General features: G+C 67.7%; 17 protein-coding genes. 16 read left to right on the top strand and 1 reads right to left on the bottom strand.

The features are described 5' to 3' along the window. The first annotated feature begins 20 nt into the window (after nt 1-20). The 12 genes from AS031_RS07130 to nusB all read left to right on the top strand — a co-directional run bounded on the left by AS031_RS07130 (nt 21) and on the right by nusB (nt 11,244). Nucleotides 21-395 (top strand): DUF948 domain-containing protein, encoded by a 375-nt coding sequence (locus tag AS031_RS07130; protein ID WP_058267423.1) that lies wholly within the window; start codon nt 21-23, stop codon nt 393-395. A 17-nt stretch (nt 396-412) separates the two neighbouring features. Beyond that, nucleotides 413-643 carry a DUF6167 family protein gene (locus AS031_RS07125; RefSeq protein WP_228379578.1) on the top strand — a complete coding sequence of 77 codons (231 nt, stop codon included), beginning with the start codon at nt 413-415 and terminating at the stop codon, nt 641-643. A 119-nt stretch (nt 644-762) separates the two neighbouring features. Beyond that, nucleotides 763-3,447, top strand: a complete 2,685-nt coding sequence (alaS, locus tag AS031_RS07120; RefSeq protein WP_058267421.1) for an alanine--tRNA ligase — start codon at nt 763-765, stop codon at nt 3,445-3,447. 1 nt (nt 3,448) lies between these two features. Further along, a complete protein-coding gene (ruvX, locus tag AS031_RS07115; RefSeq protein ID WP_058267420.1) occupies nt 3,449-4,048 on the top strand; it encodes a Holliday junction resolvase RuvX in 600 nt (199 codons plus the stop codon). Further along, complete coding sequence (gene mltG / locus AS031_RS07110) at nt 4,045-5,841, top strand: endolytic transglycosylase MltG (RefSeq protein ID WP_058267419.1); 1,797 nt, start codon at nt 4,045-4,047, stop codon at nt 5,839-5,841. Before ruvX ends, mltG begins: the two co-directional genes overlap by 4 nt. Further along, on the top strand, nt 5,838-6,698 hold the full coding sequence (locus tag AS031_RS07105) for a shikimate dehydrogenase (RefSeq protein ID WP_058267622.1): 861 nt from the start codon (nt 5,838-5,840) through the stop codon (nt 6,696-6,698). Before mltG ends, AS031_RS07105 begins: the two co-directional genes overlap by 4 nt. 26 nt (nt 6,699-6,724) lie before the next feature. Next, the gene (gene aroC, locus AS031_RS07100; protein ID WP_058267418.1) at nt 6,725-7,924 is read left to right on the top strand and encodes a chorismate synthase; all 1,200 of its coding nucleotides are present in this window, start codon (nt 6,725-6,727) and stop codon (nt 7,922-7,924) included. A gap of 59 nt (nt 7,925-7,983) precedes the next feature. Continuing rightward, nucleotides 7,984-8,493 (top strand): shikimate kinase, encoded by a 510-nt coding sequence (locus AS031_RS07095; RefSeq protein WP_058267621.1) that lies wholly within the window; start codon nt 7,984-7,986, stop codon nt 8,491-8,493. Beyond that, on the top strand, nt 8,490-9,581 hold the full coding sequence (gene aroB, locus AS031_RS07090; protein ID WP_058267417.1) for a 3-dehydroquinate synthase: 1,092 nt from the start codon (nt 8,490-8,492) through the stop codon (nt 9,579-9,581). The genes AS031_RS07095 and aroB overlap by 4 nt, the downstream gene beginning before the upstream one ends. Continuing rightward, nucleotides 9,581-10,099, top strand: coding sequence for a tetratricopeptide repeat protein (locus tag AS031_RS07085; RefSeq protein WP_058267416.1), 519 nt, complete (start codon nt 9,581-9,583; stop codon nt 10,097-10,099). Before aroB ends, AS031_RS07085 begins: the two co-directional genes overlap by 1 nt. 171 nt (nt 10,100-10,270) lie before the next feature. Beyond that, nucleotides 10,271-10,834, top strand: a complete 564-nt coding sequence (gene efp / locus AS031_RS07080; protein WP_058267415.1) for an elongation factor P — start codon at nt 10,271-10,273, stop codon at nt 10,832-10,834. Beyond that, complete coding sequence (gene nusB / locus AS031_RS07075; protein ID WP_058267414.1) at nt 10,834-11,244, top strand: transcription antitermination factor NusB; 411 nt, start codon at nt 10,834-10,836, stop codon at nt 11,242-11,244. The genes efp and nusB overlap by 1 nt, the downstream gene beginning before the upstream one ends. Before the next feature lie 61 nt (nt 11,245-11,305). On the opposite strand, the gene AS031_RS07070 is transcribed toward nusB, so the two are convergent. Continuing rightward, nucleotides 11,306-12,598 carry a PrsW family intramembrane metalloprotease gene (locus tag AS031_RS07070; protein WP_058267413.1) on the bottom strand — a complete coding sequence of 431 codons (1,293 nt, stop codon included), beginning with the start codon at nt 12,596-12,598 and terminating at the stop codon, nt 11,306-11,308. Between the two features lie 177 nt (nt 12,599-12,775). Here AS031_RS07070 and pyrR point away from each other — a divergent pair, with 177 nt between their 5' ends. Genes pyrR through AS031_RS07050 form a run of 4 tightly spaced genes read left to right on the top strand, consistent with a single transcriptional unit; the run spans nt 12,776 to nt 16,246 of the window. Continuing rightward, a complete protein-coding gene (gene pyrR, locus AS031_RS07065) occupies nt 12,776-13,363 on the top strand; it encodes a bifunctional pyr operon transcriptional regulator/uracil phosphoribosyltransferase PyrR (RefSeq protein WP_058267412.1) in 588 nt (195 codons plus the stop codon). After that, a complete protein-coding gene (locus tag AS031_RS07060; RefSeq protein WP_058267411.1) occupies nt 13,360-14,388 on the top strand; it encodes an aspartate carbamoyltransferase catalytic subunit in 1,029 nt (342 codons plus the stop codon). The genes pyrR and AS031_RS07060 overlap by 4 nt, the downstream gene beginning before the upstream one ends. Then, nucleotides 14,388-15,725, top strand: coding sequence for a dihydroorotase (locus tag AS031_RS07055; RefSeq protein ID WP_058267410.1), 1,338 nt, complete (start codon nt 14,388-14,390; stop codon nt 15,723-15,725). Before AS031_RS07060 ends, AS031_RS07055 begins: the two co-directional genes overlap by 1 nt. Continuing rightward, entirely contained in the window at nt 15,725-16,246 is a 522-nt protein-coding gene (locus AS031_RS07050; RefSeq protein ID WP_058267409.1) for a PH-like domain-containing protein, read from the top strand. Before AS031_RS07055 ends, AS031_RS07050 begins: the two co-directional genes overlap by 1 nt. The last annotated feature ends 18 nt before the right edge of the window (nt 16,247-16,264 follow it).

The following is a 16,264-nucleotide window of genomic DNA, read 5'->3' as shown; positions in this document are numbered from 1 at the left end:
TTTCAAGGAGATGAACGTCTATGACTGGTGGCGATATCGCCGGCCTGGTCGCCGCCGGAGTGTTTGCGCTCCTGGTGCTGCTGCTCGCCGTGCCCATCCTGAAGCTGGGCAAGGTGTTTGACGAGGTGCGGACTGCCATCCGGTCACTGAGCGACGGCGCAACGCCGCTGATGGATGAGGTGACGGCCACCGTGACCACCACCAACCAGCAGCTGAAGAAGGTGGACGGCATCTCGTCCAACGTCTCGGATGCCTCGGCGAACCTTTCGGCCCTGTCGTCCCTGGTGGCGGCCACCGTCGGTTCGCCGCTGATCAAGGTCGCGGCGTTCAGCTACGGCGTGCGCAGTGCGCTGTCCAACCGCAAGAAGCCCGCCACCGGCCGCCGCAGCCGCTAAGCTCCGAAAGTAGCACCATGAAACGACTTGTCTGGATGGGAATCGGCGTGGCCATCGGAGTCATTGCCTTCCGCAAGGTCACCGAAGCCCAGTCCACCCTTGGCCCTGAAGGCCTCAACCGGGCGGTGGGCAGGCTGGCCGACGGCGTCTACGACTTCGCCGACGCCGTACGCTCCGGCATGCGGGAACGCGAAACAGACCTGCGGACCGCCCTCGGCGTCGATCCCGCGGACGCGGCCCGCCGCTGACCCCCGGAGCCGGGCAACCGGCAGCCGCACCAATCCGGCAGGGGCCCTGACGGGCCCTGCCACCTGAACGAACTTTCCGCGCGGTCCAAGCGCGGAGCAAGAAGGGTAAGAAACAGCTCATGAAATCGCAGGAGATCACCAAGCGCTGGGTGGACTTTTTTGTCAGCAAGGGCCACACAGCGGTTCCCTCCGCGTCGCTGGTCTCCAGCGATCCGTCGCTGCTGTTCACGGTGGCCGGCATGGTGCCGTTCATTCCCTATCTGACCGCACGGGAGGAGCCGCCCTACTCCCGCGCCACCAGCGTGCAGAAGTGCATCCGCACCGGCGACATCGAAGAAGTCGGCAAGACCGCCCGCCACGGCACCTTCTTCCAGATGTGCGGCAACTTCTCCTTCGGCGACTACTTCAAGGAAGACGCCATCAAGTTCGCATGGGAACTGCTGACCACGTCCGTGGACGACGGCGGCTACGGCCTTCCGCCCGAACGCCTCTGGGTCACCGTCTACGAAGAGGATGACGAAGCCGAGGAACTGTGGCTGAAGAACACCGGAGTCCCCGCTGAGCGCATCCAGCGCATGGGCAAGTCGGACAACTACTGGTCCACGGGCCAGCCGGGCCCCGCCGGCCCCTGCTCCGAGATCTACTACGACCGCGGCCCCGCCTACGGCATCGAGGGCGGTCCGCTGGCGGACGAAACCCGGTACATCGAAATCTGGAACCTGGTGTTCATGCAGTACCAGATCGAGAACGTCCGTTCCAAGGTTGAGTTCGACATCGTGGGCGAACTTCCCAAGAAGAACATCGACACCGGCCTCGGCATGGAGCGGCTGGCCATGATCCTGCAGGGCGTCGAGAACATGTACGAGACCGACCAGGTCCGGCCCGTTATCGACAAGGCAGCCGAAATGTCCGGCAAGGAGTACACCTCCGCCGAGACCGAGGACGATCCGCACCACGTCGACGACGTCCGGATGCGCGTGGTGGCTGACCATGTCCGCTCCGCCCTCATGCTCATTTCCGACGGCGTCACCCCCTCCAACGAGGGCCGCGGCTACGTGCTGCGCCGCCTGATCCGCCGTGCCGTGCGGTCCATGAGGCTGCTCGGCGTCGAGCAGGCCTGCCTGCCGGAACTGCTGCCGGCCTCGCGCGACGCCATGAAGGGCGTCTACCCGGTGGTGGAAACCGACTTCGCCCGGATCAGCCGCATCGCGTACGCCGAGGAGAAGGCCTTCCTGCGCACCATTGCGTCCGGAACCGCCCGGCTCGAGGACGCGGTCCGTGAGTCCAAGGCCGCCAACAAGCCGCTCTCCGGCGAGGACGCCTTTACCCTGCACGATACCTACGGTTTCCCCATCGACCTCACCCTGGAAATGGCCGAAGAGGCCGGCCTGAAGGTCGATGAGGCCGCCTTCCGCAGCCTCATGCAGGAACAGCGCCAGCGCGCCCAGGCCGATGCCAAGGGCAAGAAGGGCGGCCACGCCGACCTCAGCGCGTTCCAGGAGATCCTGGCGCAGGGCGAAACGGTCTTCACCGGCTACACCGAGCTCGACGGCGAATCCCGCGTCCGCGGCCTGCTCACCGGGGGCCGCCCGGTCCAGCAGGCAGCCACCGGTGACGAAATCGAACTGGTCCTCGCCGAAACGCCGTTCTACGCCGAGGCCGGCGGCCAGGCCGCCGACACCGGCCTGATCACCGGCGACGGCTTCGTCGTGGAGGTCTTGGACGTCCAGCGGCCGCTTAAGGGCCTCAGCGTGCACAAGGCGATCGTCCGCGAAGGCGAGATCGGCGCGGATTCGCTGGTGCGCGCCGCCGTCGACCGTGAACGCCGGCACGCTGCCGAGCAGGCGCACACGGGCACCCACATCGTGCACGCCGCCCTCCACCAGATCCTCGGGCCGGAAGCCACCCAGCGCGGTTCGTTCAACAAGGCAGGCTACCTGCGCTTCGACTTCGCCTGGGGCGAGGGGCTGAGCACCGCCACGCGCTCGGAGATCGAGGAAGTATCCAACCTCGCCATCCGGAACAACTACGCCGTGGAAACGAAGATCATGGGCCTTGCCGAGGCCAAGGCCATGGGTGCGATGGCACTGTTTGGCGAGAACTATGGCAGCGAAGTCCGCGTGGTGGAGATCGACGGTGCCTGGTCGCGTGAGCTGTGCGGCGGCACCCACGTTGCCAACACGTCGCTGATCGGCAGCCTCTCACTGCTGGGGGAGCAGTCCGTGGGCTCCGGGAACCGGCGCGTCGAGGCGTTCGTGGGCATGGAAGCCTTCCGGCACCTCGCCGCCGAACGCGCCCTCGTGACCGAACTCACCGACCTGCTGAAGGTCCCCTCAGGCCAACTTGCCGACAGGATCTCGGCGACGCTCGCCAAGCTCAAGGCCACCGAAAAGGAGCTGGACCGCCTCCGTAAGGAGCAGCTGGCAGCGGCCGCGGCGCAACTGGTGAACACCGCACGGGATGTCGCCGGTGTCCGGGTGCTGGCGCACGACGCCGGTACGGTCAGCGGCGCTGACGACCTCCGCGGCCTGGCCCTGGACCTGCGGAACCGGCTCGGCTCCGAGGCCGCCGCTGTGGCGGTCGCCGGAGTCGCCAACGACCGTCCGCTGGTCCTGGTTGCCACCAACGAGGCCGCCCGCGGCGCCGGCGTCAAGGCAGGCGCCCTGGTGCGCCTGGCCGCCGGAGTCCTCGGTGGCGGCGGCGGCGGCAAGGACGACGTCGCCCAGGGCGGCGGAACCGACGCCGCCAAGGTCGGTGCGGCACTTGCAGCGATTGTCGATGCCGTGGAACGGCGCCAGTCCTGACATGGCCGGACCTGTGAACGCCGGCGGCTACCCCCAGGGCGTCAAACTAGGGGTGGACGTCGGCACCGTCCGGGTGGGGGTTGCCATCTGCGACCGTGACTCCATCCTGGCCACGCCCTATAAAACCCTCGACCGGAACGCGAAGAAAAATTCCGATGTCCGGGTCATCGCCAAACTGGCGGAGGAGCTAGGGGCGGCGCAGGTGATCGTCGGCCTGCCCAGGACGATGAAGGGCGAGGAACACGCCTCGGCAAGGATGGCCGCTGACTACGCTTTGCTCCTGGCAGCGGAGCTTGCCGCCCGCGGCCTGGACGTTCCCGTCAACCTCGTCGACGAGCGGCTCAGCAGCGTGACGGCGCACCGCAACCTCCACGAAGCTGGCATGAGCAGCAGGAACCACCGTAAAGTAGTTGATCAGGTCGCGGCGGCGGGTATCCTTCAGCACGCCATCGACATGCAGAAAGCCAGGGGAGCGGACGTCGGCTCACGCGTGACGCCGCCGCCTCCTGCCGTGGACCTGGGGGTCATCGCCAAGGACGAACCTGCCGGCGCCGCCCCGGGGGACACAGCCCGATCTTCAGATAATGGAAGGCAACAGTGAGCCCTGCCAACATTGACGACACTTCAGGTCCGGTGGACCCCGCCCTGGGGCGTCCGCTGACCCGCAAGGAGCTGCGGGCGCGCGAAAAGAGCCTCGACACCGGCATGCAGGGCGCTGTCCCCGAGCAGGCCTACGAAACCGAACAGGCTTACGGCGACACCGGCCCGCAGGGCACGGACGGGCTGCAGGAACCGGGCCACAGCCACCCGGCCGCGACCGCCGGCGGCTCCACTGCTGATGTTCCGCCGCCCCCGGCTGTCCCGCCCGCCGTTCCCGCGCCGCCCGCATCGGCACCGGCAACGGGCGCGGTCCCGGTCCATGCGGAGCAGGCCCGAGGCGATTCTGTCCCTGCTGCGCCGGATGCGCCGCCGTCCATTCAGGAACACCACCCGGTGGAGAGTCCCGCCGGTCAGCACCCGGAGGCCGGGCACCATGTGGCCCGGCATGGTGAGGTTTTTGCCGCCGATGACCACCGGGACCACCACGAAGCCGCCGCAGCGACGCCGGCCGTACACGAATACGCCGGGGACCCCCACTACGCGGACCCGGCACAGTACCCGGACGGCCACGAGTACCACGATGACGCGGGGCATGGCCATGAGGCCTACCACGCTGAACCTCACCCCGACGATGTGCACAGTGCCGGCTACCACGACGACGGGACACACCATGGCGAACCGGCCGTGCACAGCCTCATCGCCGGCTCGTCGGCCACCAAGGTAGTGGCCCGGCCCTCCAAGAAGGTCAGGTGCCGCCGCAGGCTGCTGGCCCTCTTCCTCACCCTCGCCGTATTCGTCACCGCCGTGGCCGTGGGCGCGCAGTTCCTCAAACCCCTCCTGGGAGACGGCAAACCGTCCGATTTCCCCGGGCCCGGAGCCGGCGAAGTCCAGGTGACAGTGGACAACGGCGAGGGGACCCGCTCGGTGGCCACCGACCTTGAGAGCAAAGGCGTCATTGCCAACGCCGACACGTTCCTCCAGGCCTTCAGCGCCTCCGGCGGTACGCTGTCACCCGGTGACTACACCTTCAAGTCCGAGATGAAAAACAAGGACGCCGTGGATGTCCTCCTGGGACAGGACAAGACCAAAGTCATCTACTTCGCACTCAGTGCGGGACTTCGGATCAACGAATCGCTCCAGGCCATTGCGCAGGGTTCCGGCATTTCCATTCAGCAGCTCCAGGCGCTGAGCAACGATCCTGCACAGTTCGGCCTGCCGGCCAAGGCAAAGAACCTTGAAGGGTACCTCTTCCCGGGCGAGTACCGGTTCCCCCTGGGCACCTCGGGGAAGGACATCCTGAAGTCCCTGGTGGACGAGACAGTCAAGGAACTCCAGTCACAGGGCATCAGCGACCCCGGCAAGCAGTACGAGTCCGTGATCGTCGCCAGCATCGTGCAGGCCGAAGGCGGGCAGGCTGAGTACGGCGACGTGGCCGGGGCCATCTACAACAGGCTCAAGCCCAACGACCAGACCGGCGGCTTCCTGCAGGTCGACTCGGCGGTCACCTACGGCCTGGGCACCAAGAGCTACAACTTCACCGACGAACAGCGCCAGGACAAGTCGAACCCCTACAACACCTACGCCAACCCCGGCCTCCCGCCCGGGCCTATCGGCTCACCCGGCAAAACCGCCATCGACGCTGCCGCCCGGCCCAAGACCAACGACTACCTGTTCTGGGTAACGGTCAACCTGGACACCAAGGAAACCAAGTTCGCCCGCACCCTTGCCGAACACAACGTGTACGTCGAGGAGTACAACAGCTGGTGCCGGGCCAACGCAGGCCGTTGCACGTGAGTCCCAGGGCAGCCGTCCTGGGACACCCGATCAGCCATTCGAAGTCACCGGCGCTGCACCTCGCCGCCTACGAACGGCTGGGTGCGGACATCAGCTACACGGCGATCGACGTGACCGAAGAACTGCTCCCGGGCCTGATGGGACAGATCCGGCGCCAGCCGGGCTGGCGCGGCCTCTCGGTGACCATGCCGCTGAAGACCGCCATGCTGGAACACGTTGACGAAGTCCGCGGCATCGCCCGGACCCTCGGCGTGGTCAACACTGTGTCCTTCGAGGACGCTGCCGGGGGCGCCCGCGCCATCGGATCCAACACCGACGTCACGGGAATCGTCAACGCCCTCCGGCACGCCGGCGCAGGCAGCGCGCCGTCAGCGGTGATCCTTGGCGGCGGGGGAACGGCAGCGTCGGCTGTCGCTGCGCTCCACGAGCTGGGGACCCGCAGTGTCCAGCTCTTTGTCCGCGACCCTGCCCGCACCACGGATGTCCGTGCCGCTGCCGCGAGCGTCGGCGTCGCCCTGGATGTGCGGACCCTGGCCGACGCCGCCGTGCCCACCGCCGCGGCCGACGTCGTCATCTCCACGCTGCCGCCCCGCGCCGCCGACGGCCTGGCCTCCGCGGTCGCGGCACTGAAGACGGAGACGCCGGGTGTCCTGCTGGACGTCGCCTACGATCCCTGGCCCAGCCTGGTCGCCTCCGTGTGGCACTCCGGCGGCGGACGCGTGGTCCCCGGGCTGGAGATGCTCCTCTACCAGGCGGTGGAGCAGGTACGGCTTTTCACCGGCCGCGGAGATGACGTGGACGCGGCCGTCATAGATGTGATGTGCGCCTCAGTCGGCCTTCCCCGACGGGCTTTGTAACCGCCCTCCGTGGCAGGATGGAATATATGTTGCGTTGGTTGACTGCCGGTGAATCCCATGGTCCGGCTCTGATGGGAATTATTGAGGGCGTCCCCGCCGGTGTTGAGATCACCAGCGGGCACATCGCAGACTCCCTGGCACGCCGCCGGCTCGGCTACGGCCGCGGTGCCCGGATGAAGTTCGAACAGGACGTCGTGACCATCCTGGGCGGTGTCCGCCACGGCGTAACCCAGGGCGGCCCCGTTGCGGTCCAGGTGGCCAACACTGAATGGCCCAAGTGGGAACAGATCATGTCCGCCGACCCGGTGGACCAGGAACTCCTGGCCGACCAGGCCCGCAACGCCCCGCTCACCCGGCCGCGTCCGGGCCATGCCGACTTCACCGGCATGCAGAAGTACGGCTTCGACGAAGCCCGCCCCGTGCTGGAACGCGCCAGCGCCCGCGAAACCGCCACCCGCGTTGCCATGGGAACCGTCGCCGCACAGTTCCTCAAGCACCTGGGCATCGAGCTGGTCAGCCACACCGTGTCCATCGCCAGCGTTGCCGTCCCGGAAGGCCGGCCGCTCCCGGTCCCGTCCGACGTGCTGGCACTGGACGCGGACCCGCTGCGCTGCTTCGACCGGGAAACGTCGGATGCCATGGTGGCCGAGGTTGACGCCGCCCACAAGGAAGGTGAAACCCTCGGCGGCGTCGTCGAGGTCCTCGCCTACGGCCTGCCGCCTGGGCTGGGAAGCTACGTCCACTGGGACCGCCGCCTCGACTCCCGCCTCGCAGCGGCCCTGATGGGCATCCAGGCCATCAAGGGCGTCGAAGTGGGCGACGGTTTCCTGACCGCCGCCCGGCGCGGCTCCGCAGCCCACGACGAGATCGTCCGTGACGAAGCCGGCAAGATCGTGCGCGCCAGCAACCGTGCCGGCGGCATCGAAGGCGGCATGAGCATCGGAGACGTGCTGCGCGTCCGTGCAGCGATGAAGCCCATCGCCACGGTTCCGCGTGCCCTGAAGACCATCGACGTCAGCACCGGCGAGCCCGCCAAGGCCCACCACCAGCGCTCCGACGTCTGCGCCGTCCCCGCCGCCGGCGTGGTCGCGGAGGCCATGGTGGCGCTGGTCCTCGCCGAGGCTGTCGCCGAAAAGTTCGGCGGAGACTCCGTGGCCGAGACGGCCCGCAACATCAAGGGTTACCTGGACAGCATCCCGGCGTCCCTGGACACGATCGGCCAGTAGTGCCCCTCCACAGCAGCACCGGACCTGTCGGCAACCGGCCGATCGTCCTGATCGGTCCCATGGCCGTGGGCAAATCCGCGATCGGGCAGCAGCTTGCCCAGCAGCTGGGCGCCCCGTTCGTGGACACCGATGCCGTGATCGTTGCCGGGCACGGTTCCATCGCGGACATCTTTGCCGGCCGCGGTGAGCGGGTGTTCCGGGACATTGAGGCCCGGACCGTCGCAGCCGCCATCGAGGCCGCCGCAGGGACCGCCACGGTCATCTCCCTGGGCGGCGGCGCAGTGCTGGACTCCGGCACCCAGCAGCTGATCCGGGACTGCACGGTCGTCTACCTCGAATGCGACGCGGACACCGTGGCCGCCCGCATTGCCCGCAACTCCGGGCGCCCCCTGCTGGCAGGGGACGCCATGGGACGCTGGACAGAAATGTTCGCCACCCGCAGGCCCGTCTACGAACGGCTTGCAGACATCACCCTGGACGTCCGCCACGGCTCCATACCCGAGCTCGGCGGCCGGCTGGAAGCAGCACTGCGGAGTTACGCAGCTGCCAAACAGGAAGTTGAACAGTGAACACCTCATCAACAGTGATCAAGGTCTCCGGCGAGAACGCCGCCAACAACTACGACGTCGTGGTCGGGCGGGGCCTGCTGGGGAACCTTCCGGACATCCTGGGGGAGCGGGTCAGGCGCGTGCTGGTCATCCATCCCCGCGCCCTCCGCCTCACCGGCGACACCGTCCGTGACGAACTCGAGTCCGCCGGCTTCACCGCCGTCACGGCTGAAATCCCCGACGCCGAAGAAGGCAAGCACATCCAGGTGGCCGCCTTCTGCTGGCAGGTCCTCGGCCAGAACGACTTCACCCGCTCCGACGCGATCGTCGCGGTCGGCGGCGGCGCGGTGACCGACCTCGCCGGCTTTGTCGCCGCCACCTGGCTGCGCGGCGTCAAGGTGGTCCACATGCCCACCAGCCTGCTGGGCATGGTGGACGCCTCCGTGGGCGGCAAGACCGGCATCAACACCGCCGAAGGCAAGAACCTGGTGGGTGCCTTCCACCCGCCGGCAGCCGTCCTGGCGGACCTTGACACGCTGGACACCCTGCCGAAGAACGAACTCATTTCCGGCATGGCAGAAGTAGTCAAGTGCGGATTCATCGCCGACTCCGCCATCCTGGACCTGGTGGAGAAGGATCCCGCCGAGGTCACCGACCCCCGTTCCGAAACACTCCGCGAACTTATTGAACGCTCCATCGCCGTCAAGGCGAAGGTCGTCTCCGAAGACCTCAAGGAGTCGGGCCTTCGGGAAATCCTCAACTACGGGCACACCCTCGGCCACGCCATCGAACTCGTTGAACGCTACTCCTGGCGCCACGGCGCCGCGGTGTCCGTGGGCATGATGTTCGCCGCCGAGCTCGCCAGGAGCGTCGGGCGGCTCAGCGATGCCGACGCCGACAGGCACCGGAGCATCCTCGAGGGACTGGGGCTGCCGGTCACGTACCGGCGCGACCGCTGGCAGGGGCTGCTGGACGGCATGCGGCGGGACAAGAAGTCCCGCGGTGACCTGCTGCGGTTCGTGGTGCTGGACGGGATTGCAAGGCCGGGCATCCTGGACGTTCCGGACACGTCGCTCCTGTTCGCCGCCTACCAGGAAATTGCTTCCTGATGCAGGGCGACATGACCGGAACCAGCGACTGGCCCGAGGCAGGCTTCCCGGGGATCCGCATCAACCCGGAAACGCTGCTGCCGCAGATCGTCAACGAGGACGCCTGCCGCGAAGCGCTGGCAGCCTCCACCGACCCGGCAGACCACATTTTCGTGCTCCTCGTTGAAGGGCACGCTGCCGAGGCCGCCGAACTCCTGGCCGAAGCCCGGTTCAAGGACCCGGAGTCGTTCAGGCTGCGCGCGTTCGAGGCCGAGGTTCTCCGCGTCTCCAACCGGCTGGACCGGGCCGTGGAACTGTTCCGGCAGCTCCTGCACGAGGTCCAGGGGACCCCCAAAGAGGCATTGGCGCTGCAGTTCCTGGGCAAGACCCAGTACACGGCAGGCCAGACCTCGGCTGCCGTGGAGTCGTTCTCCCGGGCCCTGGACCTGCGGGTTGCGCAGTCCGCGGACGCGGCCCTGATCTACTCCTCCACGGTAGCCCTGCAGCGGGCACGGGACGTGCTGGACCTGGCCTGCTGAGCCCCGGGACAACCCCGGCGGGGGAGCGGCCCCGCAATTGCCGGTAGAATGGTTCTTGAATTTTTTCCAGCTCCCCGGATTTTTGACAAAAACGGACAGGCGCGCCACGCGGCGGGCCGGCCGGCATAGAACGTCTGACCTCGCAGCAGACTGAGAAACCTAAGGAAACCAGTGGCAACCACTAACGACATCAAGAACGGAACGGTCCTGAAGCTTGAGGGCCAGCTCTGGAACGTCATCGAATTCCAGCACGTCAAGCCGGGCAAGGGCGGCGCCTTCGTCCGCACCAAGATGCGCAACGTGATGTCCGGCAAGGTTGTGGACAAGACGTTCAACGCCGGACTCAAGATCGAGACCGCCACCGTGGACCGCCGCGACTACCAGTACCTGTACCAGGATGGCGCCGACTTCGTGTTCATGGACACCTCGGACTACGACCAGATCACGGTCTCCGGTGCCACCGTGGGCGACGCCACCAACTTCATGTTGGAAAACCAGATGGTCAACATCGCCATCCACGAAGGCACCCCGCTCTACATCGAGCTGCCGCCGAGCGTTGTCCTGGAAATCACCTACACCGAGCCCGGCCTGCAGGGCGACCGTTCCTCCGCCGGCACCAAGCCCGCCACGCTGGAAACCGGCTACGAGATCCAGGTTCCGCTGTTCGTCGAGAACAACACCAAGGTCAAGGTCGACACCCGTGACGGCAGCTACCTCGGCCGGGTCTCTGAGTAGTGAGCGCACGCGGTAAAGCCCGCAGCAGGGCACTGGATGTTCTTTTCGAGGCGGAACAGCGTTCCGTTTCAGCCTTCGATGTGCTCCGCGCGCGCCGGGAGAAGACCGACCAGATCGTCAACCCGTACACCCTGGAGATCGTTGAGGGCGTGCTGTCCCGGCAGGCGGTTATCGACGAATTCCTGGAAACCTACTCGCAGGGCTGGACCCTCGAGCGCATGCCCTCGGTGGACCGGGTCATCCTGCGCATCGGCACCTGGGAACTGCTCTACAACGACGACGTCCCCGACGGCGTCGCCGTCAGCGAAGCCGTGGCACTGGCGAAGACCCTGTCCACGGACGAGTCCCCGCAGTTCATCAACGGGCTCCTCGGCCGCCTGCAGCAGCTGAAGCCCTCGCTGCTGGCCTAGCCTCCGCAGCACCGAAGGCCGCATCCCCGCCGGGGTGCGGCCTTCGTCATTTAACCACGGGTCAGGGCTGCCGCTGGCCCGCGCCGGATACCGCCGCCCGCAGCGCCAGGATCCGCTGGAGCTGGCGCCTTTCCTCGGCCTGGTGGAGCTCGACGTCACGGCCGCTGAGGATCCGCTGCCTGATGTTGGCCAGGTGCGTGGCGGCCTTCAGGAAGTCCTTCATCTGCTGTTTCCGGCCGTAACCGGCGGCCCAGCCCAGGACCGTCCGCCTGCCGCCGGCGGTCGCCAGGAGCTCGACCTCCGCGGGGGTGAACCAGCCTGCCGCCGAATACTCCAGGAGCCGCTGCCTGGTGAGCCGTTTTTCCGCCACCCGCAGCAGCACGATTCCGCCCACCGCCAAGCAGAAGATAGGCACCTGGACCACGATGTATTCCAGCAGGAAGCCCCTGCCCATGCTGTTCCACCGGTTGTGCAGGAACATGGCGGGGAGCAGTCCCACGAAGAACGCCGCCACGGAAGCTCCGGCGTGCCACCGGCGGGCCGCGAAACCCATAATCAGGCCGGTGGTTCCGGTGAAGATGGCATGGGCAAACGGGGACATCACGCCGCGGAGGAAGAATACCTGGGCGAACTCGCCGCCTGCCCCGGAGGGATCCGCGATGGCGCGGCCAAAATAGAGGATGTTCTCGGTGAAGGCGAAGCCGCCGGCAATGGTGAACGCGAAGACCACTCCGTCCACCGGGCCGTCGAAGTGCTTCCGCGCCACCAGCAGCAGTACCAGCAGTCCCAGCGACTTGGCCGACTCTTCCACGATGGGGGCCTGCACCGTGGCCATGTAGGTCTGCAGGTCAGGCTGGTCCGAAAACTGGAACGTCAGGACGAACAACGGCTGGACCAGCAGGGTGGCGGCGACCGCCACGGCCGCGCCCCAGGTGAAGGCGAACAGCAAAAGCCTCTTGGGCTCCGGCTCCCACCTGTCAATAATGGCGACGGCCAGCAGCACCACCGACAGGGGGATCAGGGAAGCCGCAAATCCGCCTACGAACCCAGCCGTGCCTGTGCTCGACAGCAGGAACGGGACCACAAGGAACAGGCTGAGGAACGCGAGCACGCCGCCCGCCACCGTCAGTGCCGCAGCGCCGCCACGGTACCGCGGGTGCGCGCCTGCAGATTCCGCCATCTGCGGCGGCAGTACCCCGCGGACAGGCCTTCCCTGGTGGCCTGGCGCCGGGACGTAGTTCCGGGCGTCCACATGCCCCATCCAGCTCGGATTGGCCTGCCCCTCCCGGGGACCCCAGGGGCCGGCGGGGTCATGGGGCGGGTCTGACGGCGCGTGGCGCGGATAGGGCGGCATAGCGGCAAGCCTAGGACGCGGAGCCGCGGCCACCAAGGACCCGGCCGCGCCCGAGCCCCAATGTGACCTTCAACGCGTCGCCGCGGCACGGCCGCGCCGGGGCCGTGTGGTAATTTTGAAACGCACATGATCCTTTTTTAATTCCGTCCTGTGAGGCGGGGAAAGGGGAGACGAACGTTGACTTCTGTCACCAGCGCACCGGTTCCAGCCAGGGTTGTCCTCAACCAGGCGGACATCGACCGGGCACTGACTCGTATCGCCCATGAGATCCTCGAAGCGAACAAGGGATCCCGGGACCTTGTCCTGCTGGGCATCCCGCGCCGGGGTTATCCGCTGGCCCTGAGGCTCGCCAGGAAGATCGCAGCCGCGGACAACACCGTGGACGCCGCCGCCATCGTCGGCCAGCTGGACGTGACCATGTTCCGCGATGACCTTTCGCGCCAGGGAACCCGGCCGCCGTACCCCACCAAGCTGCCCCGTACCGGAATCGACAACAAGGTGGTTGTCCTCATCGACGACGTCCTGTATTCCGGCCGTACCATCCGCGCCGCCCTGGACGCCCTGGTGGACCTGGGCCGGCCGCGCATCGTCCGGCTTGCCGTCCTGATCGACCGGGGCCACCGCGAGCTTCCCATCCGCGCGGACCACGTCGGCAAGAACCTTCCCACCTCCTCGGCGGAGAAAGTCCGCGTCCGGCTCGAAGAAACGGACACGGCCCCCGGCGGCACCCCCGTCAACGAAGTAGTGATTGAAGGTGGACTGTGAAGCACCTGCTCTCCACCCAGGACCTCAGCCGCGCGAACGCCATCCGGATCCTGGACACCGCCGAGGAAATGTCCGCCGTGGGGGACCGCGAAGTCAAGAAGCTTCCCGCCCTGCGCGGCCGCACCGTGGTGAACCTCTTCTTCGAGGACTCCACCCGGACCAGGATCTCCTTTGAAGCAGCCGCCAAGCGGCTCTCCGCGGACGTCATCAACTTCGCCGCCAAGGGCTCGTCAGTCTCCAAAGGCGAATCACTCAAGGACACGGCCCAGACGCTGTCCGCCATGGGCGCGGACGCCGTCGTCATCCGCCACTGGGCCTCAGGCGCACCGCACCGGCTGGCCGCGACCGACTGGATCGACGCTGGCGTCATCAATGCAGGCGACGGCACGCATGAGCACCCCACCCAGGCCCTCCTCGACGCGTTCACGATGCGACGCCACTGGGCAAAGCTGGCCGGCACGGAATCCGAAGGCGCCAACCTCAAAGGGATGCGGGTGGCCATCGCAGGGGACGTGCTGCACTCCCGCGTGGCCCGCTCCAACGTGTGGCTTCTCCGGACCCTCGGCGCGGAAGTCACCCTCGTGGCGCCGCCCACGCTGCTCCCGGTCGGCGTCGAAAAGTGGCCCTGCGCGGTGAGCTACAACCTGGACGACACGCTGGCCCAGGGGGTCGACGCGATGATGATGCTCCGCGTCCAGGGCGAACGCATGAACGCCTCCTACTTCCCGAGCACCCGCGAATACTCGCGCCGCTGGGGATTCGACGACAACCGGCTCCGCACCCTGGACCGCCTCGGCATGAAGGACACCATCATCATGCACCCGGGCCCCATGAACCGCGGCCTGGAAATCTCCGCCGCCGCCGCGGACTCGCCGCGCTCCACCGTCCTGGCACAGGTCCGCAACGGCGTATCCGTCCGCATGGCGGCACTGTACCTGCTGCTCTCTGGGGACACCCGTGAACCAGCCACCACTCCGGTCCTGGCCACGGCCGGAACCACACCATCGACCAAGGAGGCCAACTGATGGCACCAAGCACCGGAACCTACCTGATCCGGGGCGCCGCGGTCCTCGGCGGTGAACCGGCAGACCTGCTGATCCGCGACGGCATCATCGCCGAAAGGGGCGCCGGGCTTTCCGACGACGGCGCCACAGTCATCGACGCCGCAGGCCTCGTGGCCCTCCCCGGCATGGTTGACGTCCACACCCACCTCCGCGAACCCGGCCGCGAGGACGCCGAAACCGTGGAAACCGGAACCCGCGCAGCAGCACTGGGCGGCTACACCGCCGTCCACGCCATGGCCAACAGCACCCCCGTCGCGGACACCGCCGGCGTCGTGGAGCAGGTCTACTCCCTGGGCAAAGCCGCAGGATGGGTGGACGTCCGCCCGGTCGGCGCCGTCACCGTGGGGCTGGCGGGGGAACAGCTGGCCGAGCTGGGCGCCATGGCCGACTCCCGCGCCCGCGTCCGGATGTTCTCCGACGACGGCATCTGCGTCCACGATCCCGTGCTGATGCGCCGGGCCCTTGAGTACGTCAAGGCGTTCGACGGCGTCGTGGCCCAGCACGCGCAGGAACCCCGCCTCACCGCCGGAGCGCAGATGAACGAAGGCGAAGTGTCCGCGGTGCTCGGCCTGGCCGGCTGGCCCGCCGTTGCCGAAGAAAGCATCATTGCCCGCGACGTCCTGCTCGCCCAGCACGTAGGCTCCCGCCTGCACGTCTGCCACGTCTCCACCGCCGGCTCCGTGGAGATCATCCGCTGGGCCAAGCAGCGCGGCATCAACGTCACGGCTGAAGTCACGCCCCACCACCTCCTCCTCACCGACGAGCTCGTCCGCAGCTACGACCCCGTCTACAAGGTCAACCCGCCGCTGCGCACCGACGCCGACGTACAGGCCCTGCGCGCAGGGCTGGCCGACGGCACCATCGACGTGGTGGGAACGGACCACGCCCCGCATCCCAGCGAGCACAAGGAATGCGAATGGGCACAGGCGGCCATGGGCATGACAGGCCTGGAAACCGCACTGTCGGTCGTGCAGCACACCATGATCGAAACCGGCCTGATGACCTGGGCCGACTTTGCCCGCGTCACCTCGGCCGCACCGGCCGCGATCGGCCGGTTGGCGGACCAGGGCCGCCCCCTCGAGGCGGGCGAGCCCGCCAACATCGTCCTGGTGGACCCGGCTGCCCGCTGGACCGTTGATCCCTTCCGGATGGCCACCATGGGCCGGAACTCCCCGTTCAAGGGCCGCGAACTGCCCGGCAAGGTCGTGGCCACGTTCTACCTGGGTCACCCCACCGTCCTCGACGGAGAACTCAACACCCCGCACCCGTCCGCGGCCCAGCCGGCAGGCGCCGCCTGATGGACACCAAACTCCTGTCAGCGGTCATCACCGCGGCGATCATCGCCGTCGCCCTGGTGCTGATGTGGCTCGGCTGGCGCAACCGCCTGAAGCGCCAGTCCGACGTCGCGCCCCTCCCCGCGGTGCCCGCGGAAACAGGCAGCCCGGCCGCCCACGCCGAGGGACAGTACGTCACCACCACCACCGGCGGCGACTGGCTCGACCGGGTGGCGGTGCACAGCCTCGGCATCCGCACCAACGCCACCCTGGCCGTGTATCCGCATGGTGTCCTGTTCGACCGGTCCGGTGCCCCGGCGCTCTACATCCCCGCATCATCCCTGGCCGGTGTGCGGCAGGAGAGCGGGATGGCCGGAAAATTCGTGGAAAAGGACGGCCTGCTCGTGCTGACCTGGAACCACGGCGCGCACGAGCTCGACACCGGATTCCGGACCCGCCGCGCCGCGGACAAGGACACCCTCCAGGCAGCCCTTCAGGAATTGATCTCATCAGCCCCGGCAGCTGACGCCTCCAGTGGAAAGTAAGACAGTGAAAGCGAATAC

Source organism: Pseudarthrobacter enclensis (assembly GCF_001457025.1).
Lineage (GTDB): Bacteria > Actinomycetota > Actinomycetes > Actinomycetales > Micrococcaceae > Arthrobacter > Arthrobacter enclensis.
Note: the sequence above shows the minus strand (reverse complement) of the source record. Positions and strands in the feature narration are given on the sequence as shown.

What these genes read in the sequence shown, in the direction of transcription:
- AS031_RS07130 (WP_058267423.1), top strand. Translation starts at nt 21, where the DNA reads ATGACTGGTGGCGATATCGCCGGCCTGGTCGCCGCCGGAGTGTTTGCG.
- AS031_RS07125 (WP_228379578.1), top strand. Translation starts at nt 413, where the DNA reads ATGAAACGACTTGTCTGGATGGGAATCGGCGTGGCCATCGGAGTCATT.
- alaS (WP_058267421.1), top strand. Translation starts at nt 763, where the DNA reads ATGAAATCGCAGGAGATCACCAAGCGCTGGGTGGACTTTTTTGTCAGC.
- ruvX (WP_058267420.1), top strand. Translation starts at nt 3,449, where the DNA reads ATGGCCGGACCTGTGAACGCCGGCGGCTACCCCCAGGGCGTCAAACTA.
- aroC (WP_058267418.1), top strand. Translation starts at nt 6,725, where the DNA reads ATGTTGCGTTGGTTGACTGCCGGTGAATCCCATGGTCCGGCTCTGATG.
- AS031_RS07095 (WP_058267621.1), top strand. Translation starts at nt 7,984, where the DNA reads ATGGCCGTGGGCAAATCCGCGATCGGGCAGCAGCTTGCCCAGCAGCTG.
- AS031_RS07085 (WP_058267416.1), top strand. Translation starts at nt 9,581, where the DNA reads ATGCAGGGCGACATGACCGGAACCAGCGACTGGCCCGAGGCAGGCTTC.
- AS031_RS07070 (WP_058267413.1), bottom strand. Translation starts at nt 12,598, where the DNA reads ATGCCGCCCTATCCGCGCCACGCGCCGTCAGACCCGCCCCATGACCCC.
- AS031_RS07055 (WP_058267410.1), top strand. Translation starts at nt 14,388, where the DNA reads ATGGCACCAAGCACCGGAACCTACCTGATCCGGGGCGCCGCGGTCCTC.
- AS031_RS07050 (WP_058267409.1), top strand. Translation starts at nt 15,725, where the DNA reads ATGGACACCAAACTCCTGTCAGCGGTCATCACCGCGGCGATCATCGCC.